The organism is Micromonospora coriariae (assembly GCF_900091455.1).
In the GTDB taxonomy this organism is placed as follows: Bacteria; Actinomycetota; Actinomycetes; order Mycobacteriales; family Micromonosporaceae; genus Micromonospora; species Micromonospora coriariae.
Genome location: NZ_LT607412.1, coordinates 4,564,608 through 4,589,142 on the forward strand (window position 1 = coordinate 4,564,608; position 24,535 = coordinate 4,589,142).

The 24,535-nt window shown below is 73.9% G+C and carries 18 protein-coding genes; 11 read left to right on the forward strand and 7 right to left on the reverse strand.

The window, feature by feature from the left end; translation table 11 throughout:
- Positions 1-52: 52 nt before the first annotated feature.
- The gene (locus GA0070607_RS21390) at positions 53-592 is read right to left on the reverse strand and encodes an NUDIX hydrolase (protein ID WP_089019785.1); all 540 of its coding nucleotides are present in this window, start codon (positions 590-592) and stop codon (positions 53-55) included.
- Between the two features lie 102 nt (positions 593-694).
- Between GA0070607_RS21390 and lgt the strand changes: the two genes are divergently transcribed.
- Both lgt and GA0070607_RS21400 read left to right on the forward strand, forming a co-directional pair.
- A complete protein-coding gene (gene lgt, locus GA0070607_RS21395; RefSeq protein ID WP_089019786.1) occupies positions 695-1,882 on the forward strand; it encodes a prolipoprotein diacylglyceryl transferase in 1,188 nt (395 codons plus the stop codon).
- 15 nt (positions 1,883-1,897) lie between these two features.
- Positions 1,898-3,085 carry an FAD-dependent oxidoreductase gene (locus GA0070607_RS21400; protein ID WP_089019787.1) on the forward strand — a complete coding sequence of 396 codons (1,188 nt, stop codon included), beginning with the start codon at positions 1,898-1,900 and terminating at the stop codon, positions 3,083-3,085.
- A 42-nt stretch (positions 3,086-3,127) separates the two neighbouring features.
- Here GA0070607_RS21400 and GA0070607_RS21405 read toward each other — a convergent pair whose 3' ends face one another.
- Positions 3,128-3,973 (reverse strand): GNAT family N-acetyltransferase, encoded by an 846-nt coding sequence (locus GA0070607_RS21405; RefSeq protein WP_089019788.1) that lies wholly within the window; start codon positions 3,971-3,973, stop codon positions 3,128-3,130.
- A gap of 144 nt (positions 3,974-4,117) precedes the next feature.
- Between GA0070607_RS21405 and gltB the strand changes: the two genes are divergently transcribed.
- The 3 genes from gltB to GA0070607_RS21420 all read left to right on the forward strand — a co-directional run bounded on the left by gltB (position 4,118) and on the right by GA0070607_RS21420 (position 11,938).
- Positions 4,118-8,824 (forward strand): glutamate synthase large subunit, encoded by a 4,707-nt coding sequence (gltB, locus tag GA0070607_RS21410; RefSeq protein WP_172899076.1) that lies wholly within the window; start codon positions 4,118-4,120, stop codon positions 8,822-8,824.
- Positions 8,817-10,331 carry a glutamate synthase subunit beta gene (locus GA0070607_RS21415; protein ID WP_089019789.1) on the forward strand — a complete coding sequence of 505 codons (1,515 nt, stop codon included), beginning with the start codon at positions 8,817-8,819 and terminating at the stop codon, positions 10,329-10,331. Before gltB ends, GA0070607_RS21415 begins: the two co-directional genes overlap by 8 nt.
- 191 nt (positions 10,332-10,522) lie before the next feature.
- Complete coding sequence (locus GA0070607_RS21420; RefSeq protein WP_089022001.1) at positions 10,523-11,938, forward strand: MFS transporter; 1,416 nt, start codon at positions 10,523-10,525, stop codon at positions 11,936-11,938.
- 308 nt (positions 11,939-12,246) lie between these two features.
- Here GA0070607_RS21420 and GA0070607_RS21425 read toward each other — a convergent pair whose 3' ends face one another.
- Positions 12,247-13,782 (reverse strand): M1 family metallopeptidase, encoded by a 1,536-nt coding sequence (locus GA0070607_RS21425; protein WP_089022002.1) that lies wholly within the window; start codon positions 13,780-13,782, stop codon positions 12,247-12,249.
- Between the two features lie 201 nt (positions 13,783-13,983).
- Here GA0070607_RS21425 and GA0070607_RS21430 point away from each other — a divergent pair, with 201 nt between their 5' ends.
- From GA0070607_RS21430 to GA0070607_RS21445, 4 genes are all read left to right on the forward strand, one after another.
- On the forward strand, positions 13,984-14,781 hold the full coding sequence (locus GA0070607_RS21430) for an SGNH/GDSL hydrolase family protein (protein WP_089019790.1): 798 nt from the start codon (positions 13,984-13,986) through the stop codon (positions 14,779-14,781).
- A gap of 143 nt (positions 14,782-14,924) precedes the next feature.
- Positions 14,925-17,480 carry an FtsK/SpoIIIE domain-containing protein gene (locus tag GA0070607_RS21435; RefSeq protein ID WP_089019791.1) on the forward strand — a complete coding sequence of 852 codons (2,556 nt, stop codon included), beginning with the start codon at positions 14,925-14,927 and terminating at the stop codon, positions 17,478-17,480.
- 2 nt (positions 17,481-17,482) lie between these two features.
- Positions 17,483-18,292: a hypothetical protein gene (locus GA0070607_RS33485; protein WP_089022003.1), complete on the forward strand. Its 810-nt coding sequence runs from the start codon at positions 17,483-17,485 to the stop codon at positions 18,290-18,292.
- 146 nt (positions 18,293-18,438) lie between these two features.
- On the forward strand, positions 18,439-18,708 hold the full coding sequence (locus GA0070607_RS21445) for a DUF6244 family protein (protein WP_231930110.1): 270 nt from the start codon (positions 18,439-18,441) through the stop codon (positions 18,706-18,708).
- Between the two features lie 210 nt (positions 18,709-18,918).
- On the opposite strand, the gene GA0070607_RS21450 is transcribed toward GA0070607_RS21445, so the two are convergent.
- Positions 18,919-19,911: an SEC-C metal-binding domain-containing protein gene (locus GA0070607_RS21450; protein ID WP_231930112.1), complete on the reverse strand. Its 993-nt coding sequence runs from the start codon at positions 19,909-19,911 to the stop codon at positions 18,919-18,921.
- 104 nt (positions 19,912-20,015) lie between these two features.
- Positions 20,016-21,482, reverse strand: coding sequence for an MFS transporter (locus tag GA0070607_RS21455; RefSeq protein WP_089019793.1), 1,467 nt, complete (start codon positions 21,480-21,482; stop codon positions 20,016-20,018).
- Between the two features lie 217 nt (positions 21,483-21,699).
- Between GA0070607_RS21455 and GA0070607_RS21460 the strand changes: the two genes are divergently transcribed.
- Complete coding sequence (locus tag GA0070607_RS21460; protein WP_172899077.1) at positions 21,700-22,281, forward strand: TetR/AcrR family transcriptional regulator; 582 nt, start codon at positions 21,700-21,702, stop codon at positions 22,279-22,281.
- Positions 22,282-22,285: 4 nt separating this feature from the next.
- Here the strand turns inward: GA0070607_RS21460 and GA0070607_RS33840 are convergent, their stop codons facing one another.
- Complete coding sequence (locus GA0070607_RS33840) at positions 22,286-22,417, reverse strand: hypothetical protein (RefSeq protein ID WP_269458392.1); 132 nt, start codon at positions 22,415-22,417, stop codon at positions 22,286-22,288.
- Positions 22,418-22,780: 363 nt separating this feature from the next.
- On the opposite strand from GA0070607_RS33840, the gene GA0070607_RS21465 reads away from it, so the two are divergent.
- Positions 22,781-23,560, forward strand: a complete 780-nt coding sequence (locus GA0070607_RS21465) for a lipase family alpha/beta hydrolase (RefSeq protein WP_089019795.1) — start codon at positions 22,781-22,783, stop codon at positions 23,558-23,560.
- 56 nt (positions 23,561-23,616) lie between these two features.
- On the opposite strand, the gene GA0070607_RS21470 is transcribed toward GA0070607_RS21465, so the two are convergent.
- On the reverse strand, positions 23,617-24,489 hold the full coding sequence (locus tag GA0070607_RS21470) for an aldo/keto reductase (protein ID WP_089019796.1): 873 nt from the start codon (positions 24,487-24,489) through the stop codon (positions 23,617-23,619).
- Between the last annotated feature and the right edge of the window lie 46 nt (positions 24,490-24,535).

A 24,535-nucleotide genomic window follows, 5' to 3' on the forward strand; every position in this document is an offset into this window, starting at 1 on the left:
AGTGACGCCCTTCCGGGCACGTCACCACGGGTCACCTCGCGCTCCGGAGGGGTCAGGGCCGCAGTGACGGGTCTGTCGCCGCCTCGCCACGCTGCTCCGGTGGCTGCCCCACGCTCGGCCGCCCGTCGTGGCTGGGCCCTGGCTGGCCGTCGTGGCCGCGCAGCACGCCGGAGCGGCCGGCTGTGGCGTCGGTGACGGCGGCCCGGGTGAGTGGGGTGACCGCCTCGGGCAGCGCGGCGGGAGCGTGCCAGGACAGCCGGCAACCCGGCGGCGGGTCGGCGACCGGTCGGACCTCGGCCGCGCGGGCCCGGAACACGTGCACCAGGACGTCCGGCAGCGGCCCGGCGCGCCCGGCCGGCGTGCTCGCCGTCGGGCTGGTCAGGTGGTAGACGCCGACCAGGTCGACCAGCTCGATCTCCCAGCCGGTCTCCGCGCGAATGTCCCGCAACGCCGCCTGGACCGGGCTCTCCGCCGGGCGCAGGCGCCCACCGGGCAGCGCGTACCGGCGCTCGCCCCGGCCCTGCCGGCAGAGCAGCACCCGGCCGGCGTCGTCAGTGACGACCGCGGCGACCGCCCAGGTGAGCGCGCTCATGGACAAAGAGCGTACGGCGGTGCAAACCAGAAGTCAGCGGGATGCGCGCGCAGCCGGCCCGGGGTGCCGCTTCGGGGGTGCACAGCGGTAGCGTGTGCACCCGTGACCCTCGCCTCGCTGTCCCCCCAGGCGGCCCTGCCCAGTCCCAGCACCGCGGTCTGGCAGCTCGGGCCCGTGCCGATCCGGGCCTACGCACTGTGCATCATCCTCGGCATCGTGCTGGCCTGCTGGGTGACCGAGCGTCGCCTGCGCCAGCGCGGCGTCGCGCCCGGCGCGGTGCTCGACATCGCCGTCTGGGCGGTGCCCACGGGCATCATCGGCGCCCGGATCTACCACGTGATCACCTCCCCCGAGAAATACTTCGGCGCCGGCGGCGACCCGATGAAGGCGTTCGCGATCTGGGAAGGCGGTCTCGGCATCTGGGGCGCGGTCGCCGGTGGCGCTGTCGGCGCCTGGATCGCGGCCCGGCAGCTCGGCATCCCGTTCAGCGTGGTGGCCGACGCGCTGGCCCCCGGGCTGCCGCTGGCCCAGGCGGTCGGCCGTGTGGGCAACTGGTTCAACAACGAGCTGTTCGGCGCCCGGACCACCCTGCCGTGGGGCCTGGAGATCCACCGGATGGACCCGGACAACCCGGGGCACGCGCTGCGCGACGACGCCGGCCAACCGATCCTCGAACCGGGGCTGTACCAGCCGACCTTCCTCTACGAGGCGCTGTGGAACCTCGGCGTGGTCGCGCTGGTCCTCGTCCTCGACCGGCGGCTGAAGCTCGGCCGGGGCCGGGCCTTCGCGCTCTACGTGATGGGTTACACCGCGGGTCGGTTCTGGATCGAGCTGATGCGCACCGACGAGGCGAACCAGATCCTCGGCGTCCGGCTCAACGTGTGGACCGCCGCCCTGGTCTTCCTCGGCGCGTTGATCTACTTCGTGCGGGTCCGCGGCCCCCGGGAGTACCTGATCCCGCTCGGCGCGGCGGCGACGCCGACCCCGCCCACCACGTCCGACCTGTCCCAGGTCGACCTCTCCGAGCGGGAGACCGGTGCCCGCGCCACCGCGCCGGAGGGCTACCGGGTGGTCAGCGAGGAGCAGCACCAGGCCTGGCGGGACAGCGGCGTCGTGCCGCCCGAGCCGGCCACCGAGGACGACGATCGGCCCGTCGGCGCTGAGCCGCTCGACGGGGCGGTACCCGGCGACGACCCGTCGGCCGACGATCAGGCGGCGGACGGTACGCCGGAACCCCGCGACGACCGGGCCGACGCCGCAGGCGCGCGCCCCGCCGACCGGGACAGCTGAGCGGGGGCGGCACCGATGCGAAGCGCGGTGGTCGTCGGCGCCGGGGTCGGTGGTCTCGCGGTCTCCGGCGCGCTGGCCCGCTCCGGCTGGCAGGTCACCCTGCTGGAGCGCGCCGAACGGGTCCGCCCCGAGCCGACCGCCGTGGTGCTCTGGCCCAACGGTGTCCGCGCGTTGCAGGCCCTCGGCCTCGGCGCCGGCCTGGCGGCGATCGCCACGCCGTTGCCCGACGGCGGGGTCCGGCGCCCGGACGGGCACTGGCTGGTGCAGCCCCGGCCCATCCCGGCCGACCGGATGCCGGTGGTGGTGCATCGCGAAGACCTGCACGACGCGTTGATCGCCGGGCTCGGCGACCGGGTCGAACTCCGCACCGGGGTGACCGTGCGCCACGTCCGGGTCGAGCCGGGCGAGCGCCCGGCCGTCGGCGACGGACGGCACACCATCGAGGCCGACCTGGTGATCGCCGCCGACGGCACGGACAGCGGCATCCGCCGCCAACTCGCCCCCGAATCCGGCGTGGTCAGCTCCGGCTGCGCCGCCTGGCGGGCCGTCATTCCCTGGTACCGGGCGCCCCGGCTGCCCGCCGACCAGCCGCTCGCCGGTGAGGTGCTCGGCGCGGGCTACCGGTTCGTGGCCGCCTCGCTCGGCGAGCGCGGCTCCTCGGGCGGCTCCACCCGGGGCGGCGTCTACTGGGTGGCCACCGCCGCCGGCGCGCCCCGCCCGGAGCCGCCGGAGACCCAGCTCGCCCTGCTGCGCCGCTGGTACGCCGGTTGGCCGGAGCCGATCGGCGCGTTGCTCGACGCCACCGACCCGGCGGACCTGGTCCAGCAGGAGGTCCGCGAGCTGCGCCCGCTGCCCCGCGCGTACGGCTTCCCGGTCGGGCCGGGCGGGGTGGTGCTGCTCGGCGACGCGGCGCACGCCATGCCGCCGCATCTCGGCCAGGGCGCCTGCCTCGCCTTCGAGGACGCCGCCACGCTCGCCTCCCTGCTGCGCGAGGCGCGGCTGCCCGACGCCGTGCAGGCGTACGACCGGGTGCGCCGCCCCCGGACGGCGACCGTGGTCCGGCAGACCCGTCGGATGTCGGCGGTGCTCCAGACCCGGGGCCGGCTGGCGCTGCGCGCCCGGGACGCCGCGCTCGGCACGATCAACTCGCGGCTGCTCTCCAGCGCCGCGGCCACCGCCGCCCAGTGGCGTCCACCCGCCTGATCCGAGGGGCGGGTCGACGCGGCCGAATGGCCGGGGGAGGCGTCAGGGGATGAGCGCGGCGGGCTCGGCGATGCAGGCGGTGCCGATCCGACGGAAGCCGACCCGCAGGTAGACCCGGGCGATCTCCTCGCTGCCCGCGGAGAGGAAGACCAGGTCCGTGCCCGCCGCCAGCAGTTCCCGGGCGATGGTGGCGGTCAGTGCGGCGCCCAGCCCGCGCCGCCGGGCGGCCGGCAGGGTGGCCACCCCGGCGATCTCCGCGACGTCGTCCACCCGCATCGCCATGCCGCTGGCCAGAGCGCCCTCGGTCGACGTGCCGGCCAACGCGGAGATCCGCCGGCCGTCGGCGACCCTGGTCCGTTCCTCGTCCAGCGCCGCCAGTTCCAGTTCACTGATCGCGGCGTCCCGCTCGGCCGGGCCGGCGTCGCCTCGCGCGGTGCCAGCGGCGGCGAACGACACAGCGGCCACCGCCCGCCGGGCGGCCACATCGGCGGCGAAGCCGGGCGAGTCCGCCGCCAGCACCCGGACCGGTACGTCGGAGAGCGTCGCCGGGTCGGGCAGCGCGGCCGGGTCGAGCACCATCAACGGCGCCTCCAGCACGCTCAGCCCCGCCGAGCGGGCCACCGCGAGCAGCTCCGGGGTCGTCTCGTGCACCCACTCGAAGGCTTCCGGCAGGCCCAGCTCCCGCTGCCGTTCACGGACCGAGCTGATGTCGGCCAGCGACGGCGGCTCGGTCGCGTCGAGCCGGGGCCGGGCGTAGAACGGCCAGCCGGCGCCGTCACGGACGAACAACACCAGCCCGCCATGCTCCTGTACAACGGCGACGTCGCGGGGCACCGCGTCGTAGAAGCGTTCCAACCGGCCGAAGATGTACTTGTGCTGCGGATCCACCGCGCGAGACTACACGTCCCAGACTCTGGACGGTGTGATCAATCTCGAGTGGCCTTGCGACCCCCGCCCTAACGTAGACTCAATAGACCCACGGGCCGACGTCGTCCCCACCATGCTCCAACCTGAGTGACGACAGGAGGCCCGGTGGCTCAGCCGTACCCGCACAAGTCACAGCCGTACCCGCACAGCCCGCAGGCGTCCCCGACGCCCGGCCCCCGCCCGTCCGCCCAGGGCCTGTACGACCCGGCGCAGGAGCACGACGCCTGCGGTGTGGCCTTCGTGGCGGACCTGCACGGCCGGCGTTCACACTCGGTCGTCGCCAACGGGCTCGGCGCGCTCTGCCGGCTGGACCATCGGGGCGCCCGCGGCGCGGAGCCCAACACCGGCGACGGCGCGGGCATCATGATCCAGGTTCCGGACGCGTTCCTGCGCGCCGTGGCGGACGTCGGGCTGCCACCGGCCGGCGAGTACGCCACCGGCCTGGTCTTCCTCCCCGACGACGACGCGGCGGAGGCCCGGGCCCGCCGGGTGGTCGAGAAGTACGCGCTCGTCGAGGGCGCCGACCTGCTCGGCTGGCGGGACGTGCCGACCGACACGACCGGGCTGGGCGAGACCGCCGTGGCGGCGATGCCCCGGGTCCGGCAGCTCTTCCTGGCCGCGCGCCGGCTCACCGACTCGCCCGCCGGGCCGGCCGGTTCCGCGCTGCGCGGCGTCGAGCTGGACCGGGTGGCGTTCTGCCTGCGTAAGCAGGCCGAGCGGGAGACCGCCGAGCGGGGTGTGCCGGCGTACTTCCCGTCGCTGTCCAGCCGGACCATGGTCTACAAGGGGATGCTCACCCCCGACCAGCTGCCGGCGTTCTACCCGGACCTGCGTGACGATCGGGTGGACAGCGCTATCGCGCTGGTGCACTCCCGGTTCTCCACCAACACGTTCCCGTCGTGGCCGCTGGCGCACCCGTACCGGTTCATCGCGCACAACGGCGAGATCAACACGATCCGTGGCAACCGCAACTGGATGCAGGCCCGCGAGGCGTTGCTGCGCTCGCCGAACGTGCCGGGCAACATCCGGCGGGTCTTCCCGGTCTGCACCCCCGGCGCGTCCGACTCGGCGAACTTCGACGAGGTCCTGGAGCTGCTGCACCTTGCCGGGCGGAGCCTGCCGCACGCGGTGCTCATGATGATCCCCGAGGCGTGGGAGAACGACCCGGGCATGCAGCCGGACAAGCGCGCCTTCTACCGCTTCCACGCGAGCCTGATGGAGCCGTGGGACGGGCCGGCGTCGGTGGCCTTCACCGACGGCGAGATCGTCGGCGCGGTGCTGGACCGCAACGGGCTGCGCCCGGGGCGCTGGTGGCGTACGGACGACGGGCTGGTGGTGCTCGGCTCCGAGGCGGGCGTGCTCGACCTCGACCCGGCCCGGGTGGTCGCCAAGGGGCGGCTTCAGCCTGGGAAGATGTTCCTGGTCGACACCGTCGCCGGTCGGATCGTGCACGACGAGGAGATCAAGTCCGAGTTGGCCGCCGCGCGGCCGTACGGCGAGTGGCTGCACGCCGGGCTGATCGAGCTGGACGACCTGCCCGCCCGCGAGCACACCGTCTACACGCACGACTCGGTCCGTCGCCGCCAGCAGACCTTCGGCTACACCGAGGAGGAGCTGAAGATCCTGCTCGCGCCGATGGCCCGCACCGGCGCCGAACCGCTCGGCTCGATGGGTACGGACACCCCGATCTCGCCGCTGTCCACCCGGCCACGGCTGCTCTACGACTACTTCCACCAGCTCTTCGCCCAGGTCACCAACCCTCCGCTGGACGCCATCCGGGAGGAGCTGGTGACCAGCCTGGCGTCGACGATCGGGCCGGAGGGCAACCTGCTCGACCCGGGCGCGGCGAGCTGTCGGCAGATCGTGCTGCCGCACCCGATCATCGACAACGACGAGCTGGCGAAGATCCTCTCCATCGACGACGACGGTGACCTGCCCGGCTTCAAGGCGGTCCGGGTCTCCGGGCTGTACCGCATCCGGGAGGGCGCCGCCGGGATCAAGGCGCGGCTGACCGAGATCTGCCGGCACGTCTCCGAGGCGATCGAGGACGGCGTCCGCATCCTGGTGCTCTCCGACCGGGACTCCAACGCCGACCTGGCGCCGATCCCGTCGCTGCTGCTCACCGCCGCCGTGCACCAGCACCTGGTGCGCGAGCAGACCCGCACCCAGGCGGCGCTGATCGTGGAGTCCGGCGACTGCCGGGAGGTGCACCACGCGGCGGTGCTGGTCGGCTACGGCGCGGCGGCGGTCAACCCGTACCTGGCCTTCGAGTCGGTGGAGGACATGATTTCCACCGGCGCGTTGGCCGGCGTCGAACCGGCCGCCGCGGTGCGCAACTACGCCAAGGCGCTCGGCAAGGGCGTCCTGAAGATCATGTCGAAGATGGGCATCTCGACGGTCTCCTCGTACTGCGGGGCGCAGGTCTTCGAGGCGGTCGGCCTGGACACCCGGCTGATCCAGCGCTACTTCCGGGGCACCCCCAGCCGGATCGGCGGGGTGGGGCTGGCCGGCGTCCACGCCGAGGTGGCCGCCCGGCACGCGCTGGCCTGGCCGCCGGCGGGCACCGCCACCTCCGACCGGCTGGAGGTCGGCGGCGAGTACCAGTGGCGGCGCGAGGGTGAGCTGCACCTGTTCAACCCGGAGACGGTCTTCCTGCTCCAGCACGCCACCCGCAGCCGGCAGTACGACATCTTCCGGCAGTACACCGCGAAGGTCGACGAACTCGCCGCGCGGGCCGGTTCGCTGCGCGGGCTGTTCACAGTGCGTACCGGTGTGCGTCCGGCGGTGCCGATCGAGGAGGTCGAGCCGGCCACCGAGATCGTCAAGCGGTTCGCCACCGGCGCCATGTCGTACGGGTCGATCTCCGCTGAGGCGCACGAGACGCTCGCCATCGCGATGAACCGCCTCGGCGGCAAGTCCAACACCGGCGAGGGCGGCGAGGACGTCGAGCGGCTGCACGACCCGGCCCGCCGCTCAGCGGTGAAGCAGATCGCGAGCGGCCGTTTCGGCGTCACGAGTGAATACCTGGTCAACGCCGACGACCTCCAGATCAAGATGGCCCAGGGCGCCAAGCCCGGCGAGGGTGGGCAGCTGCCCGGCAACAAGGTCTGGCCGTGGATCGCCCGGACCCGGCACGCCACGCCGGGCGTGGGTCTGATCTCCCCGCCGCCGCACCACGACATCTACTCGATCGAGGACCTCGCCCAGCTGGTGCACGACCTGAAGTGCGTCAACCCGGCCGCCCGGGTGCACGTCAAGCTGGTCAGCGAGGTCGGCGTCGGCACCGTCGCCGCCGGGGTGGCGAAGCTCAAGGCGGACGTCATCCTGATCTCCGGCCACGATGGCGGCACCGGGGCGTCCCCGATGAACTCGCTCAAGCACGCCGGCACCCCCTGGGAGCTGGGCCTGGCCGAGGCGCAGCAGACCCTGCTGCTCAACAAGCTGCGCGACCGGGTCACCGTGCAGGTCGACGGCCAGCTCAAGACCGGCCGGGACGTGCTGATCGCGGCGCTGCTCGGCGCGGAGGAGTTCGGCTTCGCCACCGCGCCGCTGATCGTCGCCGGCTGCGTGATGATGCGGGTCTGCCACCTGGACACCTGCCCGGTCGGCATCGCCACGCAGAACCCGGTGCTGCGGGAGCGGTTCACCGGCACTCCGGAGTTCGTGGAGAACTTCTTCCTGTTCCTCGCCGAGGAGGTCCGCGGCTACCTGGCCGAGCTGGGTTTCCGCTCGATCGAGGAGGCGATCGGCCAGACCGAGCTGCTCGACGTGGCCCCGGCGGTGACGCACTGGAAGGCGCACGGTCTCGACCTGGCGCCCGTACTGCACCTGCCGGAGCTGCCCGCGGGCGCCGCCCGGCGCGGGGTGCGCGCCCAGGACCACGGCCTGGAGCACGCCCTGGACAACGAGCTGATCGCGCTCGCCCACCCGGCGCTGACCAACGGGTCGTCGGTACGGGTCGAGGTGGCGGTGCGTAACGAGCACCGCAGCGTCGGCGCCATGCTCGGCGGCGAGGTGACCCGCCGCTTCGGCGGCGCCGGCCTGCCCGACGACACCATCGAGTTCGTGCTGCACGGCACCGCCGGGCAGTCGTTCGGCGCGTTCCTGCCGCGCGGGGTGACCCTGCGGCTGCACGGCGACGCCAACGACTACGTGGCCAAGGGCCTCTCCGGCGGGCGGATCATCGTCCGTCCGGACGCCGCCGCGCCGTTCGCCGACGCCGACGCCGAACCGGGGGCGCGGGCCGAGGACCAGATCATCGCGGGCAACACCATCCTGTACGGGGCGACCGCGGGTGAGGTGTTCCTGCGCGGCCGGGTGGGGGAGCGCTTCGCGGTGCGCAACTCCGGCGCCGTCGCCGTGGTCGAGGGTGTCGGCGACCACGGATGCGAGTACATGACCGGCGGGACGGTGGTGGTGCTCGGAGCGACCGGCCGCAACTTCGCCGCCGGAATGTCCGGCGGCACGGCGTTCGTGCACCAGTTGGACCGGGCCCGGGTCAACGTGGAGCTGGTCGACCTGGCGCCGCTGAGTGAGCAGGAGCAGGCGCTGCTGCACGAGCTGATCCAGCGGCACGTGGCCGAGACCGGGTCGGCGGTCGCCGAGGAGCTGCTCAAGCGCTGGCCGGAGGCGGTCGCGGAGTTCACCGCGGTGGTGCCGCGCGACTACCGCCGGGTGCTGGAGATCATGAAGGCCGCCGAAGCCGCCGGCCGCGACGTCGACGACGCGGTGATGAGCGCGCTCAGCGCGCCGTCCGCCGCGCCGGTGCCGCCCGCCCCGCGGGTGGCCGCCCAGGAGGTGGCTCGTGCCTGACCCGAACGGTTTCCTGCGTTACGACCGGCGACTGCCGGCCCGCCGCCCGGTGCCGGTGCGGATCAGCGACTGGCGTGAGGTGTATCCGCCGGCCGGCGAGGAGCTGGTCCGCGAGCAGGCCACCCGCTGCATGGACTGCGGCATCCCGTTCTGCCACGACGGCTGCCCGCTCGGCAACCGGATCCCGGACTGGAACGACCTGGTCCGCACCGGCAACTGGGACGCCGCGGTGGAGTCGCTGCACGCCACCAACAACTTCCCGGAGTTCACCGGCCGGCTCTGCCCGGCGCCCTGCGAGGCGGCCTGCGTGCTGGGCATCGCGGGCGGCCAGCCGGTGACCATCAAGCAGGTCGAGGTGGAGATCGCCGACGCCGCCGCAGCGCGCGGGTTCGCGCCTCGCCCGGTGCCGGCGCCGTCCGGCCGGTCGGTCGCCGTGGTCGGTTCCGGGCCCGCCGGCCTGGCCGCCGCCCAGCAACTGGCCCGCGCCGGTCACGCGGTGACGGTGTACGAGCGCGATGACGCGATCGGCGGCCTGCTCCGGTACGGCATCCCCGACTTCAAGCTGGAGAAGCGGCACATCGACGCCCGGCTGGCCCAGCTCGCCGCCGAGGGGGTGCGCTTCCGCACCGGGGTGAACGTCGGGGTGGACGTCACCGCCGAGCAGTTGCGCGCCGAGCACGACGCGGTGTTGCTGGCCTGCGGCGCCCTGCAGGGCCGGGACACCCCGGAGACTCCGGGCCGGGCGCTGCGTGGCGTACACCAGGCGATGGCACACCTGGTCGCCGCGAACCGCGTGGTCGCCGCCGCGGCCACCGCCGGCGAGTCCCGGCCGTCCGTCGCGGTGCTGCCGGATGGCAGCCCGATCGACGCGGCCGGCAAGCACGTCGTGATCATCGGTGGTGGTGACACCGCGGCCGACTGCCTCGGCGTCGCCCACCGGCAGGGCGCGGCCGGCGTGCACCAGCTCGACCTGTACCCGCAGCCGCCGCACGAGCGCGACGAGGCGCGGGACCCGTGGCCGACCTGGCCGTGGATCCTGCGCAGCTACCCGGCGCACGAGGAGGGCGGCGAGCGGGTCTTCGCAGTGGCGGTGCAGGAGTTCGTGGACGACGGCACCGGTCAGGTGCGGGCGGTGCGGATCGCCGAGGTGACCGTGGAGAAGCGCGACGGCCGGCGGGTGCTCACCGTGGTGCCCGGCTCGGAGCGGGAGTTGCCGGCGGACCTGGTGCTGCTGGCGATCGGCTTCGAGGGCACCGAGCAGCAGCCGCTGCTGGCCCAGTTCGGGGTCACCCGCAACCTCCGGGGCGCCGTCGACGCGCGGGACGACTGGCAGACCGGCGCCGACGGGGTGTTCGTCGCCGGCGACATGCACCGGGGCGCTTCGCTGATCGTCTGGGCCATCGCCGAGGGGCGTGCGGCCGCCGCCGCCATCCACGGCTACCTCGGCGGTCCCGGCGCGCTGCCGGCCCCGGTCTCCTCGGCCGCACAGCCGCTCGCAGCGCGCTGACCAGGGCGTAGCCCGACGGACCGGAATATCTGGCCGGCGCGGGGGTTTACCGCGCCGGCCGGGCGGGGTGGGTCGGTGAGACCGGTCACGAGTGTGGGCAGATCGGTTTAATTGCCGCAAGACTTGTCCGCTGCCGGGCCGCGCCGCGATCGGGCGTGATCATCATGCTCGATTGCACGGGAGGGTTCGTCGTGGCCAAAGGTGCCACCTTCGCCGCGCTGCGCCACCGGAACTACCGGATCTGGGCGCTGGCCGGGTTCGTCTCCGTCATCGGCACGTGGATGCAGGTCCTCGGAGTCAACTGGTACGTGCTGAAGGAGACCGGCTCGGCGACGTCCATGGGTTTCGCCGTGCTGCTCCAGGCCGTGCCCACGCTGCTGCTCAGCCTCTGGGGCGGTGTGCTGGCCGATCGGCTTCCAGCCCGCCCGCTGCTGATCGCCGCCCAGGTGGCCCACGCGACACTCGCCGCCGGGTTGGCGGCGGTCGCCCTGACCGGTGTCGGCGGCCTGCCGCTGATCTTCACGATCTCCCTGCTCACCGGCGCCGTCTCGGCGATCGAGGGCCCGGTGATGGGACGTTGGTCCTCCACGCTGGTGGACCGGGAGACGCTCGGCAATGCGCTGGCGCTCGGCTCGCTCACCAACTCCGCCGGCCGCATCCTCGGCATGAGCCTCGGGGCGGTGGTGGTGGCCGCCGTCGGCCCAGCGCTGCTCTTCGGCATCAACGCGGCGAGTTTCCTCGCCGTGGTGGTGGCGCTCTTCGGCGTACGCCAGGGGGCGTTGCACGGTCACCAGGTGGCGGCGCCGGACGGCGGCCGGAGCCACGGCGGCGTCCGCGACGGGTTTGCCTACCTGCGTGGGCAGCCGGTGCTGCTGCTCGCGCTCGCCCTGGCGTTCGTGCTCGGCAGCCTGGGACGTAACTACCAGGTGACGATGGCGGCGATGAGCGAGGGCCCCCTCGACGGCGGGGCGTCCGGCTACGGTTTTCTGTCGACCGTGTTCGCGGTCGGGACGGTGCTGGGTGCGCTCGCCGCGGCCCGCCGGCGTGATCTGGGTTACCGGACCCTGGTCGCCGCGGGCCTGCTGGCCAGCACGCTGCAGATCGTCGCCGGTCTCGCCCCGGGCACCTGGAGCTTCGCGGCGGTGATCCTGCCGATCGCCGCCGCCGCGGTGGTCATCGACACCACCGTCGGCACCCGCGCCCAGCTCGACACCGACGGCGCGATGCGGGGCCGGGTACTCGCCGCGCTCGCGGTCACCGGCTCGGTCTCCGCCGCGGTCGGCGCGCCGCTGCTCGGCTGGCTCTCCGAACACGCCGGGCCCCGGCAGACGCTCGTCCTGGCCGGATCCGTCGCGGCGATCGCCACCGTGGCGGCGGCGGTCGCCCTGGACCGGCAGCGCGGTCGCCAGCTCACCCTCACCATGGTCGTGCCGCCGGTGCGGCGGGCGGCGCGGACGGCGGCCCGCATCGCCCGGCCCGCGGCGGTGGTCGGCGGCGGCCCGCTGACGCCGCTGCCGGTGCTGACACCGGCCGGCGACGATCGGCAAACCGTCGGTGTGTGCTCGGCCGACCTGACCGATCCGGCTCTCGCGCCCACCTGCCGCTGAGACGGCGGTCACCCGGGGGACCGGCCTGCGCGGTGGACCGGTCGTCGGCGCCGGCGTCCTGAGCCACGATCCCTCTGCCCGCGTCGGCGTCCGCCGTGGGCTGGCCGTTGGTGACGAGTCAGTACGTGGGCCAGCGACATCTGCGGGCCCCCTTTGCGGCGGTGGGAGGTCAGGAGTCGCCGTGGTGGCATGCGGCTGAGGTCGTCCGGTGGGTGTGGGCTCCACACGGCCTCAACGCTCAGGTCCAGGCCGGGACGGACGGAAGGCCCGCCGCGCGTGCGACGGGCCTTCCGGGCGAGGTCTGCCCTCTAGTGCGACAGCAGGTCGTGCGCCTCGCGGATCTTGGCCCAGGACTTCGGCTCGACCGGCGGGGTGGCGGCCCTGCGCGCGGCGGTGGCCACGTCGGGCCGGCCGGCGGTGAACAGCCAGGTGGTGAAGAGCTCGTCCAGGTCGAGCCCGGAGATCCGCTCGGCCAGGGCCTGGAACTGCGCGATCGTGCCGTTGCCGTACCGGTGCTCGGCGGTCCAGGCCGGCAGGATCTCGAAGAACGCGTCGTCGCCGACGGCCAGCCGCAGCTGGTGCAGCGTCATGGCGCCCCGGTCGTAGACCGCGTTGTCGAAGACCCGGTCGGCGCCCGGGTCACCGGGCAGCACCTGCCAGAACTCGGAGTCCGCCGGGTAGCTGGCGTAGGTGAAGTCGAAGACCTCCTGCGCGGTGCCCTCGCCCTGCTCCTCCGACCAGAGCCACTCGGCGTACGAGGCGAAGCCCTCGTTCAGCCAGATGTTGCGCCACTCGGCCACCGAGACCGAGTCACCGAACCACTGGTGGGCGTTCTCGTGTGCCACCACGTACGTGTTGGCGCCGCGCCGCCAGAAGCCCGGGCCGTACACCGGTCGGGTCTGCGTCTCCAGCGCGAAGCCGATGCCGTCCACCGGCCCGGCCACGCCACCCTGCGCCTCGAACGGGTACGGGCCGAAGATCCCGCTCTCCCAGTCGACGATCTCGGCGGTCCGCTCGATGCTGGCCCGTGCGGCCGGCCCGAGCTCGCCCAGCGAGGTGCTGTACGCGTTCACCACCGGCTGGCCGCTCGGCGTGGTGTCGGTGACGATGTCGTACTGGCCGATGGCCATGAAGGCCAGATAGGTGGCGGTGGGGGAGGTGGTCCGCCAGCTCCACCGGGTGCGGTTGCCGGCTTCGGCCAGCGGCGGCCGCGGCTGCACGCCGTTGCTGATCACTTCGACGCCGGTGGGCACCGACACGGAGATGTCGAAGGTCGCCTTGTCCAGTGGGTGGTCGTTGCTCGGGAACCACCACCACGCGGACTCCGGCTCGTTGACGGCGAGGGCCCCGTCGTCGGTACGCGTCCAGCCGGTGTAGCCGCCGACCAGCGTCTCGGACGGAATGCCGGCGTAGCGCACCACGATCGTGAGCTGCTGGCCCCGGGTCACCGTGCGGGTCGGGGTGACCACCAGCTCGTGCGCGCCCGCGGTGCTGGTGGTCGCCGCCCATCCGTTGACCCGCACCGACTCGACGTCGAGCAGGAAGTCCAGGTTGAACCGGGAGAGATCCTCGGTCGCGGTGGCGAGGATCGTGGTGGTGCCGGTGAGCAGGTCGGTGGCCGGGTCGTAGCGCAGCCGGACGTCGTAGTGGGAGACGTCGTAGCCGCCGTTGCCGTAGTCGGGGAAGTAGCTGTCGCCCAGCCCGGGTGCGCCGGGTTGCGGCGCGAGCGTGACGGTGGGCCGGCCCCAGGCCGTCGGGGCGGCCAGGCCGGGAGCGCTGGTGAGCATTGTGCCGGCGGTGGTGAGGGTCAGGGCGGCGGTGGCCGCCGTGAGGACTCGTCGCACGAGGTGGACTCCCTCCATCGGGGTGTTCGCCCCGCCAACCTAATCGACAACTGTGAACGCCGTGGACCCGGCGCGCGGGTCAACCTCCTATTCCATCGATCTAAGTATTTCGATAGCATTACCGCCTGGTAACAACCGTTCCACCCCTGGCCACGCGCGCGGTCGCAGGATCCCACCACCCCTGTCCTGTGGAGGTCCGTCATGCCCCACCGCCCGCTGGCCCGCGCCCTGGCCGCGCTGGTCGCCATGTTCACCGCAGCCCTCGGCGCCGTGCTCGTCCCCGGCACCGCGCAGGCCGCCGCCGTCAACTACGTCGCGCTCGGCGACTCGTACTCGTCCGGCGTCGGCGCCGGCCCGTACGACTGGTCGACCTGCCTGCGCAGCCAGAAGTCGTACGCCCCGCTCTGGGCCGCCGCCCACGGCGTGACCAGCTTCAGCTTCCCGGCCTGCGGCGGCGCGGTCACCGCCGACGTGCTCAACAGCCAGGTCAACGCCCTCAGCAGCGCCACCACCCTGGTCACCATCACCATCGGCGGCAACGACGCCGGCTTCGCCGACGTGATCACCAGTTGCCGGTTCGGCAGCACGTCGTCCTGCACCAACGCGGTCAACAGCGCCAAGGCCTTCGCCACCTCGACGCTGCCCGGCCGGCTCGACGCGACCTACGCCGCCATCCGCAACCGGGCGCCGAACGCGCGGCTGATCGTGCTGGGCTACCCGAGGCTGTTCGAGACCACCTCCTGCGGTTGGTTGGCGATGAGCGTCTACAAGCGCACCATTCTCAACGAGGCCGCCGACGTGCTCGCCTCGGTCATCTCCGGACGGGCGAACGCCGCCGGCGCCACCTTCGCCGACACCCGGTCCTACTTCGCCGGGCACGGCGTCTGCGCCGGTGACCCGTGGATCCACGACGTCAGCGGCGTCATCGAGGCGTACCACCCGGACTCCGACGGCTACCGGTACGGCTATCTGCCGGCGCTGAACGCGGTCACCGGCTGACCCGTACACCTCTCGCGTGTCGGTCGACGGTCCACCCCGGACCGTCGGCCGCCACGCGTCACGCCGCGTCGGTACTGTCCCGGTGTCACCGCCGTCCGTTAGGGTTTCCGCGAACCGGACAGCCGTGGCGTGGGAGGCAGAGCGTGGGCAGGCTCGCGTCGGCGTACGGGCAGGCGGTCAACGCCCACCGGGCGGCCCGGGCGCACCTGGACACCGCCCGGGGTGCGCTGGGCGCGGCGGCGGCTTCGGCCGCGCCGGTCGGCGCCGACGAGCTGGTGGCCCGACTGGCCCGGGTCGGCGGCGCGTTGGCCACCCCCACTCCGGGCGCCACCCCGCTGACCGACACGCCGGCCGCGGTCCGGATCGGCGAGGCGTCCACTCCGGACGGCGGTTTCCCGGTGCTGCTGCCGCTCGGCGGCGGCCACCACCTGGCACTCGACACCGACGCCCGGGACCCCCGGGTCGCCGGGCTGCTGCGGGCGCTTGTGCTGCGGCTGGTCGCCACCGCCCCAGCCGGTCAGGTCCGGGTGGTCGGCATCGACACAGCCGCGCTGGGCGCCACCTTCGGGCCGTTGCGCCCGCTGCTCGACGCCGGGGTGCTCGACCCGCCGGCCACCGGCGAGGCCGAGGTGGCCGCGCTGCTGGACGCGGCCGAACAGCACGCCCGCGCCGCGCAGCACGCCGACCCCGACGCCCGGCAGTTGCTGGTGGTGGTCGCCACCGCCGCGCCGCCGCCGCGCGAGCTGGCCCGGCTCGCCGCGCTCACCCACGCCGGCCCGGCCGCCGCCGTCTGCGTGCTGCTCGCCGGCCACCCGTCGCGGCTGCCGGGCGAGACCTCGCCGCCGCTGGGCGGCGCCACGGCGGTCCGGGTCAGCGAGCGGTACGCGCAGGTCGGCGACCCGCCCAACGCGCCGTTCAGCGCGGACGGCAGCGGCCTCGCCGCGCCGGTGCTGCTCGACGGCGACCCCCCGCCGGCCTCGGTGCGGGCGCTCGCCGAGCACCTGGGCGCCGCCGCCCGCCGTACCGACACTGTGCGGTTCGCCGAGCTGCTGCCCGAGCGGCGCTGGGCCGAGTCCGCCGCCAACGGTCTACGGACCGTGATCGGCCGGGCCACCCGCGCCCCGTTGACGGTCGCCTTCGACACTCCACTGACCGTCGCCTTCGACGACGCCACCCCGCACTGGCTGGTGGGCGGGCGCACCGGCGCCGGCAAGACCGTCTTCCTGCTCGACGTCCTCTACGGGCTGGCGGCCCGCTACTCCCCGGCCGAGCTCCAGCTCTACCTGCTCGACTTCAAGGAGGGCGTGAGCTTCACCGAGTTCGTGCCCACCGGGCGTGACCCGTCCTGGCTGCCGCACGCCCGGGCCGTCGGCATCGAATCCGACAGGGAGTACGGGCTCGCCGTGCTGCGCGAGCTGCGCCGGGAGGCCCAGCGCCGAGCCACCGCACTGAAGCGGCACGGCGTCACCAAGCTCGCCGACCTGCCCCGGGACAATCCACTGCCGCGCATCGTGGCGGTGATCGACGAGTTCCACGTGCTGCTCGCCGGCAACGACGCGCTGGCCCGGGAGTCCGTCGACCTGCTGGAGGAGCTGGCGCGCAAGGGTCGCTCCTACGGCGTACACCTGGTGCTGGCCAGCCAGAGCATGACCGGCATCGAGGCGCTCTACGGGCGGGCCGAGGCGATCTTCGGGCAGTTCGCGCTGCGGGTGGCGCTGCCCGGTGGTGGCGGGGTGCTCGACCCGCTCAACGACGCCGCCGCGGCCCTGCCGATCGGCTCCGCCGTGGTCAACACCGCCGCCGGCGCGGTCGGCGCCGACACCGTGCTGCGCTTCCCCGACGCGCACGCCGCCGCGGCGGACCTCGCCGCGCTGCGCCACGAGCTGTGGGAGGCCCGCCCGCCGGGCGCGCGGGCACCCGCGGTCTTCAAGGGGTACGAGGCTGCGCGGGTCGAGGACGACCCCACCTTCGCCGGGTTGCGCCCCGGTGGCCGGCGCCCGATGGCCCTGGTCGGCCGGACTGTCGACGTGCACGGCACCACCGCGCTGTTCCTGATGGACGCCACCCCCGGCCGGCACCTCGCCGTGGTGGGCACCGCACCGGCCGGCGCGGACGTGCTGCGCGCCGCGACACTGAGCCTGGCCCGCCAGCACGCCGCCGGCGACGCCCAGTTCCTGCTGGCCTCCCTGGTCACCGCCGCCGACCCGGTCGCCGACGAGACCGGAACCGCGCTACGAGCCGCCGGCCACCCGGTGCGGCGCCTCGACGTGGCCGGGTTGCGTGACCGGATCGCCGCGCTGGCCGACGCGCCCGCCGGGCGCGAATACCTGGTGGTGTTCGGAATGGACGCCGCGGCACCGGTGCTGGAGGCGGCCGACCCGGTCACCTTCCGCTCCGGCCTGGACGACCTGCGCACCGTGCTGCGACAGGGCCCCGCTCAGGGGGTGCATCTGCTCGGCTGGTGGCGCGGCCTGCGCCGGCTCGCCGACGACCTCGGGGGCACGCAGAACCGCGACGACGTCGCGTGCCTGGTCGCGCTCAACGTGCCCGGTGCCGAACTGGCCCTGCACCTCGGGGTGCACGACCTCGCCTACACGCCCCGCGCCGACCGGGCGTTGCTGGTCGACCGGCACGACCACCGCACGAGGCTGATCGTGCCGTTCGCGCGCGACGGGCACGAGCCGGACGAGGAGCGGTGACGGTGTCCTTCGAGGAGTACGCGGCGCTGGCCCGCCAGCTCGCCGAGCAGCGCCGCGCCGGTGAGCGGGACGCCGCGGTCGAGTCCGAACGCCGCCGCGACCTGCACGCCGCCGTCGACTCCCTGCACCAGCGGCTCACCGCCCAGGGGCACCGCCTCGACCAGCTCGGGCGCGCCATCGGCGCCGAGCGGCCGGCCGCCGCCCCGCCGCCCGCACCCGAGCACCCGGGTCCCGCGCCCGGAACGGGAAACGGGGGACCCGCCGGCGCAGCCGGCGCGCCGGGGCGGGCGGATGTCGGGGCGTACCCCGAGCTGCCGGTGGGGGAGGCGCGGCTGGCGCTGCCGACGGCGGTGAGCCCGGCGGGCGCCGGGGTGCCGGCGCAGCGCGCGGCGACCGTCGATCCGGCGGTGGAGCTGGAGCTGGCCCGGCGGATGGCCGACGAGGCAGACCGGCACGGGCAACAGGCGGAGCTGCTGGCCCAGCGGCCGGAGCTGCTGCCGACCTGGTCGCCGCTGGCTCGCGCGGTCGCCGTCTACGCCGGGTGCGGGGCCGCCGCCGGGGTGCTGATGCTGGCCCTGGTGCTCGCCTCCGGGGTGGGCCTGGTCGACGGGTTCACCCTCGGCGCGTGGATCTGCGCCGGACTGCCCGCGTTGGCGTTCTTCGGCGGGTACCTGGTGCTCGGCCGGTGGGGGTGGCCCGCCATGGTCGCCGGCACCCCGCCGCGCTACCTGCCGCTCGGGTTCCTGATCTGCTTCCTGCTGGTGCCGATGGCCTACTGCGGTTACCTGCTGGTGTTCCGCACCCTGCGCTGAGCCCTGCCCGGTCTGCTGACCATGTCGCCGGCCGTCCGTGGGCGCGGGTGGGCGAGCGGACGGTCGCGCTGGGTGCGGGGATCTCGTACGCTCCCTTGTGGTCTCCGCCGGTGCGGTGGTGGAGGCGATGGTCGACCACGGGGAGGATGCGCGTGAGCGCAGCACAGATCATCGCGAGGTTGGCGGCGGCGTCGCAGAAGCTGGACGAGGCGAAGGCCAAGACGGCAGCGGCAGCACAGGACGCGGCCGAGGCACGGGCGCTCGTCGCCGGTGCGCTGGAGGGCGTGGCTGCCGGCCCGCTGATCGGCATGATCGACTCATACCGCCAGGCCCTCGCTCAGGCGTCGCAGGGCGGCGACCCGGCGAAGCAGCACGTCCAGGAGACGATCGCCAAGGTCCGAGCGTTGGGAAACTGACCACGGGTGGTGGTGGCACAGCCAAGCGGCGTTGGCCCTCCGGGCCCGACCGGCGAACCGCTCGGCGCCGACCCGGATCTCCACCGTCGCCGACCCATTCCGCTCGGGCTGGGTTGTGGGCCTGATACCTGTGAGTCATATCTATGACTCACAGGTATCAGACGTTCCAGGGACATCGCCCCCGGGGCCGCCGGCAGGCAGAGCGAAGCGTCAGTCGCGTGAGCGCGGCAGGCAGCACTTCTTGTACTTGGCTCCCGACCCGCACCAGCAGGCGTCGTTGCGGCCTGGCGGCCAGGTGACCGGGCCCACCTCGTCGAGGCTGTCCGCGTACTCGTCGAGGGTCTCCTCGTCGGTGGGGTCGCTGGCCGCCTGCTCGGCGAAGGAGGCCAGCCCCGCGACGGAGCCGGCGACCACGCCCAGGTCGGTCGCGCCCAGTTCGGCGGCGTTGGCCAGCGCGCGTTCGACCTGGGCCCGGTGCTCGTCCCAGGTGGTGGGGTAGCTGCCGGCCAGCGCGGGCCAGCGCACCAGCAGCTCGTCGAACTCCGCCCGCGGCCAGAACAGCAGCGTCGCCGGGCCGTCGTCCAGCGCACCGAGTGCGTGGTCGCTCGCGGCGCGCAGCCGGTCGGCGAGGTTGTCGTAGTCGTCGTGCGGCAGGCCCATCTCCTCGCGCAGGTCGTGCCGCCGCTGGGTCAGCCCGTAGATCATGGCGGCGGCCTCGTCCTGCGCGTCCTCGGACTCGTGCTGCTGGGTCCGGGTCCGTTCCAGGATCGCGTCCAGCGCGCCGGTGAGCCACTCCAGCGCCGTCTCGGTGTGGCCGGCCTCGGCCAGGTCGTCGATCAGGTACGTGGCGTCGGGATCGGTCTCCAGCAGTGGACGCAGGGCGGTCAGCTCGGCCAGGCCCTCGTCCTCGCGGCCGAGGCGCAGCAGCAGGCCGCCGCGCATCGATCGGGCGTGCGCGTCGTCCTCCGGCTGTTCGGCGATGGCGCGGGTGGTCAGCGTGAGCGCGTCGGCCAGGTCACCGGCCCGCACCAGGATGTCGGCGGCTACCAGCAGCGCGTACCCGGTGTCGTCGGGGTCGGCGACCCGGCCCGCGTCGACGGCGCCGACCAGCTCGGCGACGAGCGCGGCCGGGTCGGGGCTCGTGGGTCCCAGGGCACCGATCTCGTCGATGCGGTCGGCGGTCAGCAGGTCGGACGTGGGCATGGGCGCATCCTGAAGACGACGGACGGTGGACGGGGGAGCGGCCAGCGTACTCCCGAACATGCCGCAGCCCGGGCGGCGAACCGCCCGGGCTGCGACACGGACCCTCAGCGGGTCGCCGGCATGGTGGCGAACTCGCCGGCTAGCTCCGACTCGACGATCGTCGCGGTGGACGGCCGGCGACCGGACGACGCCCGCCGGGCGGACGGGACGGCCAGGGCCGCGAGCGCGGCGGCCAGGGCGATCGCGGTGAGAACGAGAAACCCGGTCGTGAAGCCGGCCTCCCGGGGCAGCCCGTTGGCCTGCGGGTGGGCGGTGATCACGCCGCTGACCACGGCGGCGCCGATCGCGCCTCCGATGGTGCGGATGTTGGCGTTCATGCCGGTGGCCACGCCGGTCTGGCTGGCGGGCACGCTGCCCACGATCAGGTTCGCCATGGAGGCGAAGGCCAGGCCGATGCCGAGGCCGACCAGGCCGCCGGCGAGCGCGACCTCCCAGCGGGTGTCGTGCGCGGCGGCCAGCATCGCGGAGGCGGCCACGTTGAACGCGGCGCCCGTGGCGAGCTGCGCCTTGGCGCTGAACACGGACTGGAGCCGGCCGGCGACCAGGCCCGCGACGAACATCGCGACCAGCATCGGCAGCATGAGCAGGCCCGCCTGGCTGATGCTGGCGCCGAAGCCGTAACCGGCGGCGGTGGGGGTCTGCACGAACTGCGGGAGGAACGCGTACACGGAGAACATCGACGCGCCGTAGAGCAGGGCGACCAGGTTGGTGGTCCACACGCCGGGCAGCCGCATCATCCGCATGTCGATCAGCGGGTTGGCGGAGCGCACCTCGGCGACCAGCCAGCCGACCAGGAGCACCACGGCGAGCGCCAGCAGGCCGAGCACCCGGGGAGAGGTCCAGCCCCAGGCCACGCCCTGGCTGATCGGCAGCAGCAGCGCGACCAGCCAGCCGGAGAGCAGCAGGGTGGCCCGCCAGTCGATCCGTCCGGGGGTACGCACCGGCGACTCGGGCACGAACAGGTACGCGGCGAGGGCGGTCAACCCGACCACGACCATGGGGATCCAGAACAGCCACCGGTAGTCCAGCGTGGTGACGATCGGACCGGCCAGCACGACGCCGAGGCCACCGCCGGCGGCGACGATCGCCGAGATGGCGGCGACCGCGCCGGAGACCCGCGCGGCGGGGAACTCGTCGCGGATGATGCCGAACGACAGCGGGAAGACGGCGCCGCCGATGCCCTGCACGACCCGGGCGATGATGAGGACGCCGATGCTCGGCGCGATGGCCGCCAGCAGGCAGCCGAGGGCGAGGGCGGCGAGCGAGACGACCAGCATCCGCTCCTTGCCGACCATGTCCCCGACCCGGCCGAGGATCGGCGTGAAGATCGAGGCGGACAGCAGGTACGCGGTCAGTACCCAGGTCACGGTGTTCTGCGAGGTGTGCAGGTCCTGCTGGATGGTCGGCAGCACCGGGGTGATCAGCGACTGGAGCATCGCGAAGAACCCGGCGCCGGCCGCGAGCACGGTGAAGGTGAGCCGACGCGAGCTGCGTCGGGATGTCACTGCCACGAGAGAAAACTCCCTGATTGCGGTACGGAAGGAGGTTTGTCACCCGCCGTGTGGAGGCGGGCAGGCTGTCGGGCCCGGGCGATCGGGTGGCCAGGCGGATCGGGCGGGTCCCGAGGTAAGCTAACCGGAGGCAGGCCTCCGGGATTCCGGAGGGGTGCCTCCACTAAGCTAGCGGAGGCTGGCCTCCGGATGCAACCAAGGTGAGGTGACGCACGTCATGACCAGCGCGGGGCAGGCGCCCGAGGTTTTCGCCCGGCGGCCGAAGCGGGCCGACGCGCGACGCAACTACGACGCGCTCATCGCCGCCGCCCGCGACGCGTTCGCCGAGCACGGCGCCGCCGCCTCCCTGGAGGACGTGGCCCGGCGGGCCGGGGTGGGCATCGGCACGCTCTACCGCAACTTCCCCAGTCGGCGGCACCTCTTCGAGGCCGTCTACGTCGAGGAGGTCCGGGCGTTGAGCCGGTCCGCCGAGGACCTGGCCGAGCTGCCCCCGTGGGACGCCCTGGTCGCCTGGCTGCACCGCTTCGTCGCGTACGTCGCCACCAAGCGGGCGCTCGCCGAGGAGTTGCTGCACGACTCCGAGATCTTCCGGAGCTGCCGGACGGAGATCTACGCCGCCGGTGAGCCACTGATGAGCCGCGCCCAGGCGGCCGGCGTGGTCCGCGACGACATCGGCTTCGACGACGTGGTGCGGCTGATCAGCGGGCTCACGATGGCCCAGTTCCCGTCGCCCGACCAGCGCGACCGGGTGCTCGGCGTCGCCCTGGACGGGCTGCGCCCGCCGGCCGCCGCCCGCTGACCGCTCAACCGTCGACGAGCAGCAGCCACTCGTCGTCGAGCCGCTTGACGACCGTGCCCGCCGGCCAGCGGTGACCAAGGTCGACCACCGCCCGCGCCTGCTCGACCTGCGGTGGCCGGCCCCGGTCAGGTAGCACGACGTCCGGCCAGTGGTCCGCGTCGTCCGCGCGCAGGTGCCGGGTCAGGACCCGCTGCGCGCTGCGCCGGGCCTCCCTCTCGCGCGCGGCATCACCCGCAGCTGACGCTCGGTGGGTTCGTCGGCGGCCACGGCCACAGCATGCCATCCGCCGTCCCGCGCCGGGGTACGCGTGGCCGGGTGGGCGTCCGATGTGGAGAGACGCCGATATGCCGGTTTGCGCCCCCGTCGGAACAACGGGTTACCGGCGCGTAACAAGTCATTGACGTTTCCAAATTGTTGCGCGCATCATCGTCGCACGGTCGACCGGACACCCCCACCCACCTGCCCGGCTCGCCGGGTGCCTCCCCCCGGAGGTGCAGCCATGCTGCTCCGAAAGACCGTCCTCGTCCTGTCCCTCGCCACCGCCGCACTGCTCGCGTCGACCGCCACGGCGACCGCCGCCCCCGCCGCCCCCGTGGCCGCCCCGGTGAACGCCGCCGCGGCCGCCAACCCGGTCATCGTGGTCGGCGGGCTCAGCGGCATCGCCATCGCGTACGAGCCGATCGCCGCCCGACTGCGCGGCGACGGCTACCGCACCTTCATCTACCAACTGCCCGGGCTGGGCCTCGGAGACATCCCCACCTCAGCCCGCGCGTTCGCCGGGTACGTCAACCAGGTGCGCGCCAGCACCGGAGCGGCGACCGTGGACGTGGTCGCCCACTCCGAGGGCGGCCTCGTCGCCCGCTACTACCTCAAGCGGCTCGGCGGCACCGCCACCGTCGGCCGGTACGTCAGCCTGGGCTCGCCGCAGTACGGCACCTACGTGGCGAACATCCTGGCGTTCCTGGGCCTGGGCAGCTGCGCCGGCATCGTGGCCTGCCAGCAGATGACCATCGGCTCGGCCTTCCTCGCCGACCTCAACGCCGGCGACGACACCCCGGGCGCGGTGCGCTACACCACAGTCCGCACCCTGCAGGACGAGCTGGTCCGGCCGACCGGAAACGCCGCCGTCAACGACGGTGCGACAAACGTGCTGATCCAGGCGTACTGCCCCCTGCGGGTGGTCGGGCACCTCGGCCTGGTGCTCGACGGCACCGCGTACACCATCGTGCGTGGCGCCCTCGTCGACGGCCCGGTGCGACCCAACTGCCTCGCCCTCTGATCGGCCCGCGCGGGTGGTCCGGGCCCGGACCACCCGCGCGGCACGCGGTCGACGGGTCAGGCCGCCTTGGCCAGCGCCTCGAACTCGTCGTCGGTGAGCTGCACCTCCGCGGCGACCACGTTCTCCTCCAGGTGCGCCACCGAGGACGTGCCGGGGATCGGCAGCATCACCGGCGACCGGCGCAGCAGCCAGGCCAGCGCGAGCTGCGCGGGCGACGCGCTGTGCGCGGCGGCGATCGTGTCCAGCGGCCCGCCCGGGCGTGCCAGCTCACCGGTGGCGATCGGGAACCACGGGATGAACGCGAGGTCGTTGCGCTCGCAGTACTCCAGCACGTCCTCGGCGCTGCGGTTGGCGAGGTTGTACAGGTTCTGCACCGAGGCGATCGAGGTGATGGCCCGGGACTCCTCGATCTGCGAGACGGTCACCTCGGAGAGTCCGATGTGCCGGATCTTGCCCTCCTGCTGCAACAGCGCCAGCTCGCCCAGCTGGTCGGCGAGCGGCACCTGCGGGTCGATCCGGTGCAGCTGGTAGAGCGGAATCGTGTCCAGGCCGAGGTGGCGCAGGCTCAGCTCACACTGCTGGCGCAGGTACTCCGGGCGGCCCACCGGGCGCCAGTCGCCCGGTCCGGCGCGGGTGAGGCCAGCCTTCGTCGCGACGACCAGGTCGTCGGCGTACGGGTGCAGGGCCTCGCGGATCAGCAGCTCGGAGACGAACGGGCCGTACGAGTCGGCGGTGTCGATGAACGTCACGCCCAGCTCGATCGCCCGGCGCAGCACCCGCACCGCCTCGGCGGGGTCCTTCGGGTCGCCCCAGATGCCCGGCCCGGTGAGCTGCATCGCCCCGTAGCCGAGACGGTCGACGGCGAGGTCGCCGCCGATCCGGTAGCTGCCCGAAGCCTTCGCGGGTTGCTTGCTGACGTCGGTCGCCATACGCGGTTCCCCAATCGTGTCGTCGTGGCGGGCCGGAGATCAGCTC

Coding starts and splice junctions, on each gene's coding strand:
- GA0070607_RS21390 (WP_089019785.1), bottom strand. CDS start 592: ATGAGCGCGCTCACCTGGGCGGTCGCCGCGGTCGTCACTGACGACGCC.
- GA0070607_RS21400 (WP_089019787.1), top strand. CDS start 1,898: ATGCGAAGCGCGGTGGTCGTCGGCGCCGGGGTCGGTGGTCTCGCGGTC.
- GA0070607_RS21430 (WP_089019790.1), top strand. CDS start 13,984: ATGCCCCACCGCCCGCTGGCCCGCGCCCTGGCCGCGCTGGTCGCCATG.
- GA0070607_RS21445 (WP_231930110.1), top strand. CDS start 18,439: ATGCGCGTGAGCGCAGCACAGATCATCGCGAGGTTGGCGGCGGCGTCG.
- GA0070607_RS21450 (WP_231930112.1), bottom strand. CDS start 19,911: ATGCCCACGTCCGACCTGCTGACCGCCGACCGCATCGACGAGATCGGT.
- GA0070607_RS21460 (WP_172899077.1), top strand. CDS start 21,700: ATGACCAGCGCGGGGCAGGCGCCCGAGGTTTTCGCCCGGCGGCCGAAG.
- GA0070607_RS21465 (WP_089019795.1), top strand. CDS start 22,781: ATGCTGCTCCGAAAGACCGTCCTCGTCCTGTCCCTCGCCACCGCCGCA.
- GA0070607_RS21470 (WP_089019796.1), bottom strand. CDS start 24,489: ATGGCGACCGACGTCAGCAAGCAACCCGCGAAGGCTTCGGGCAGCTAC.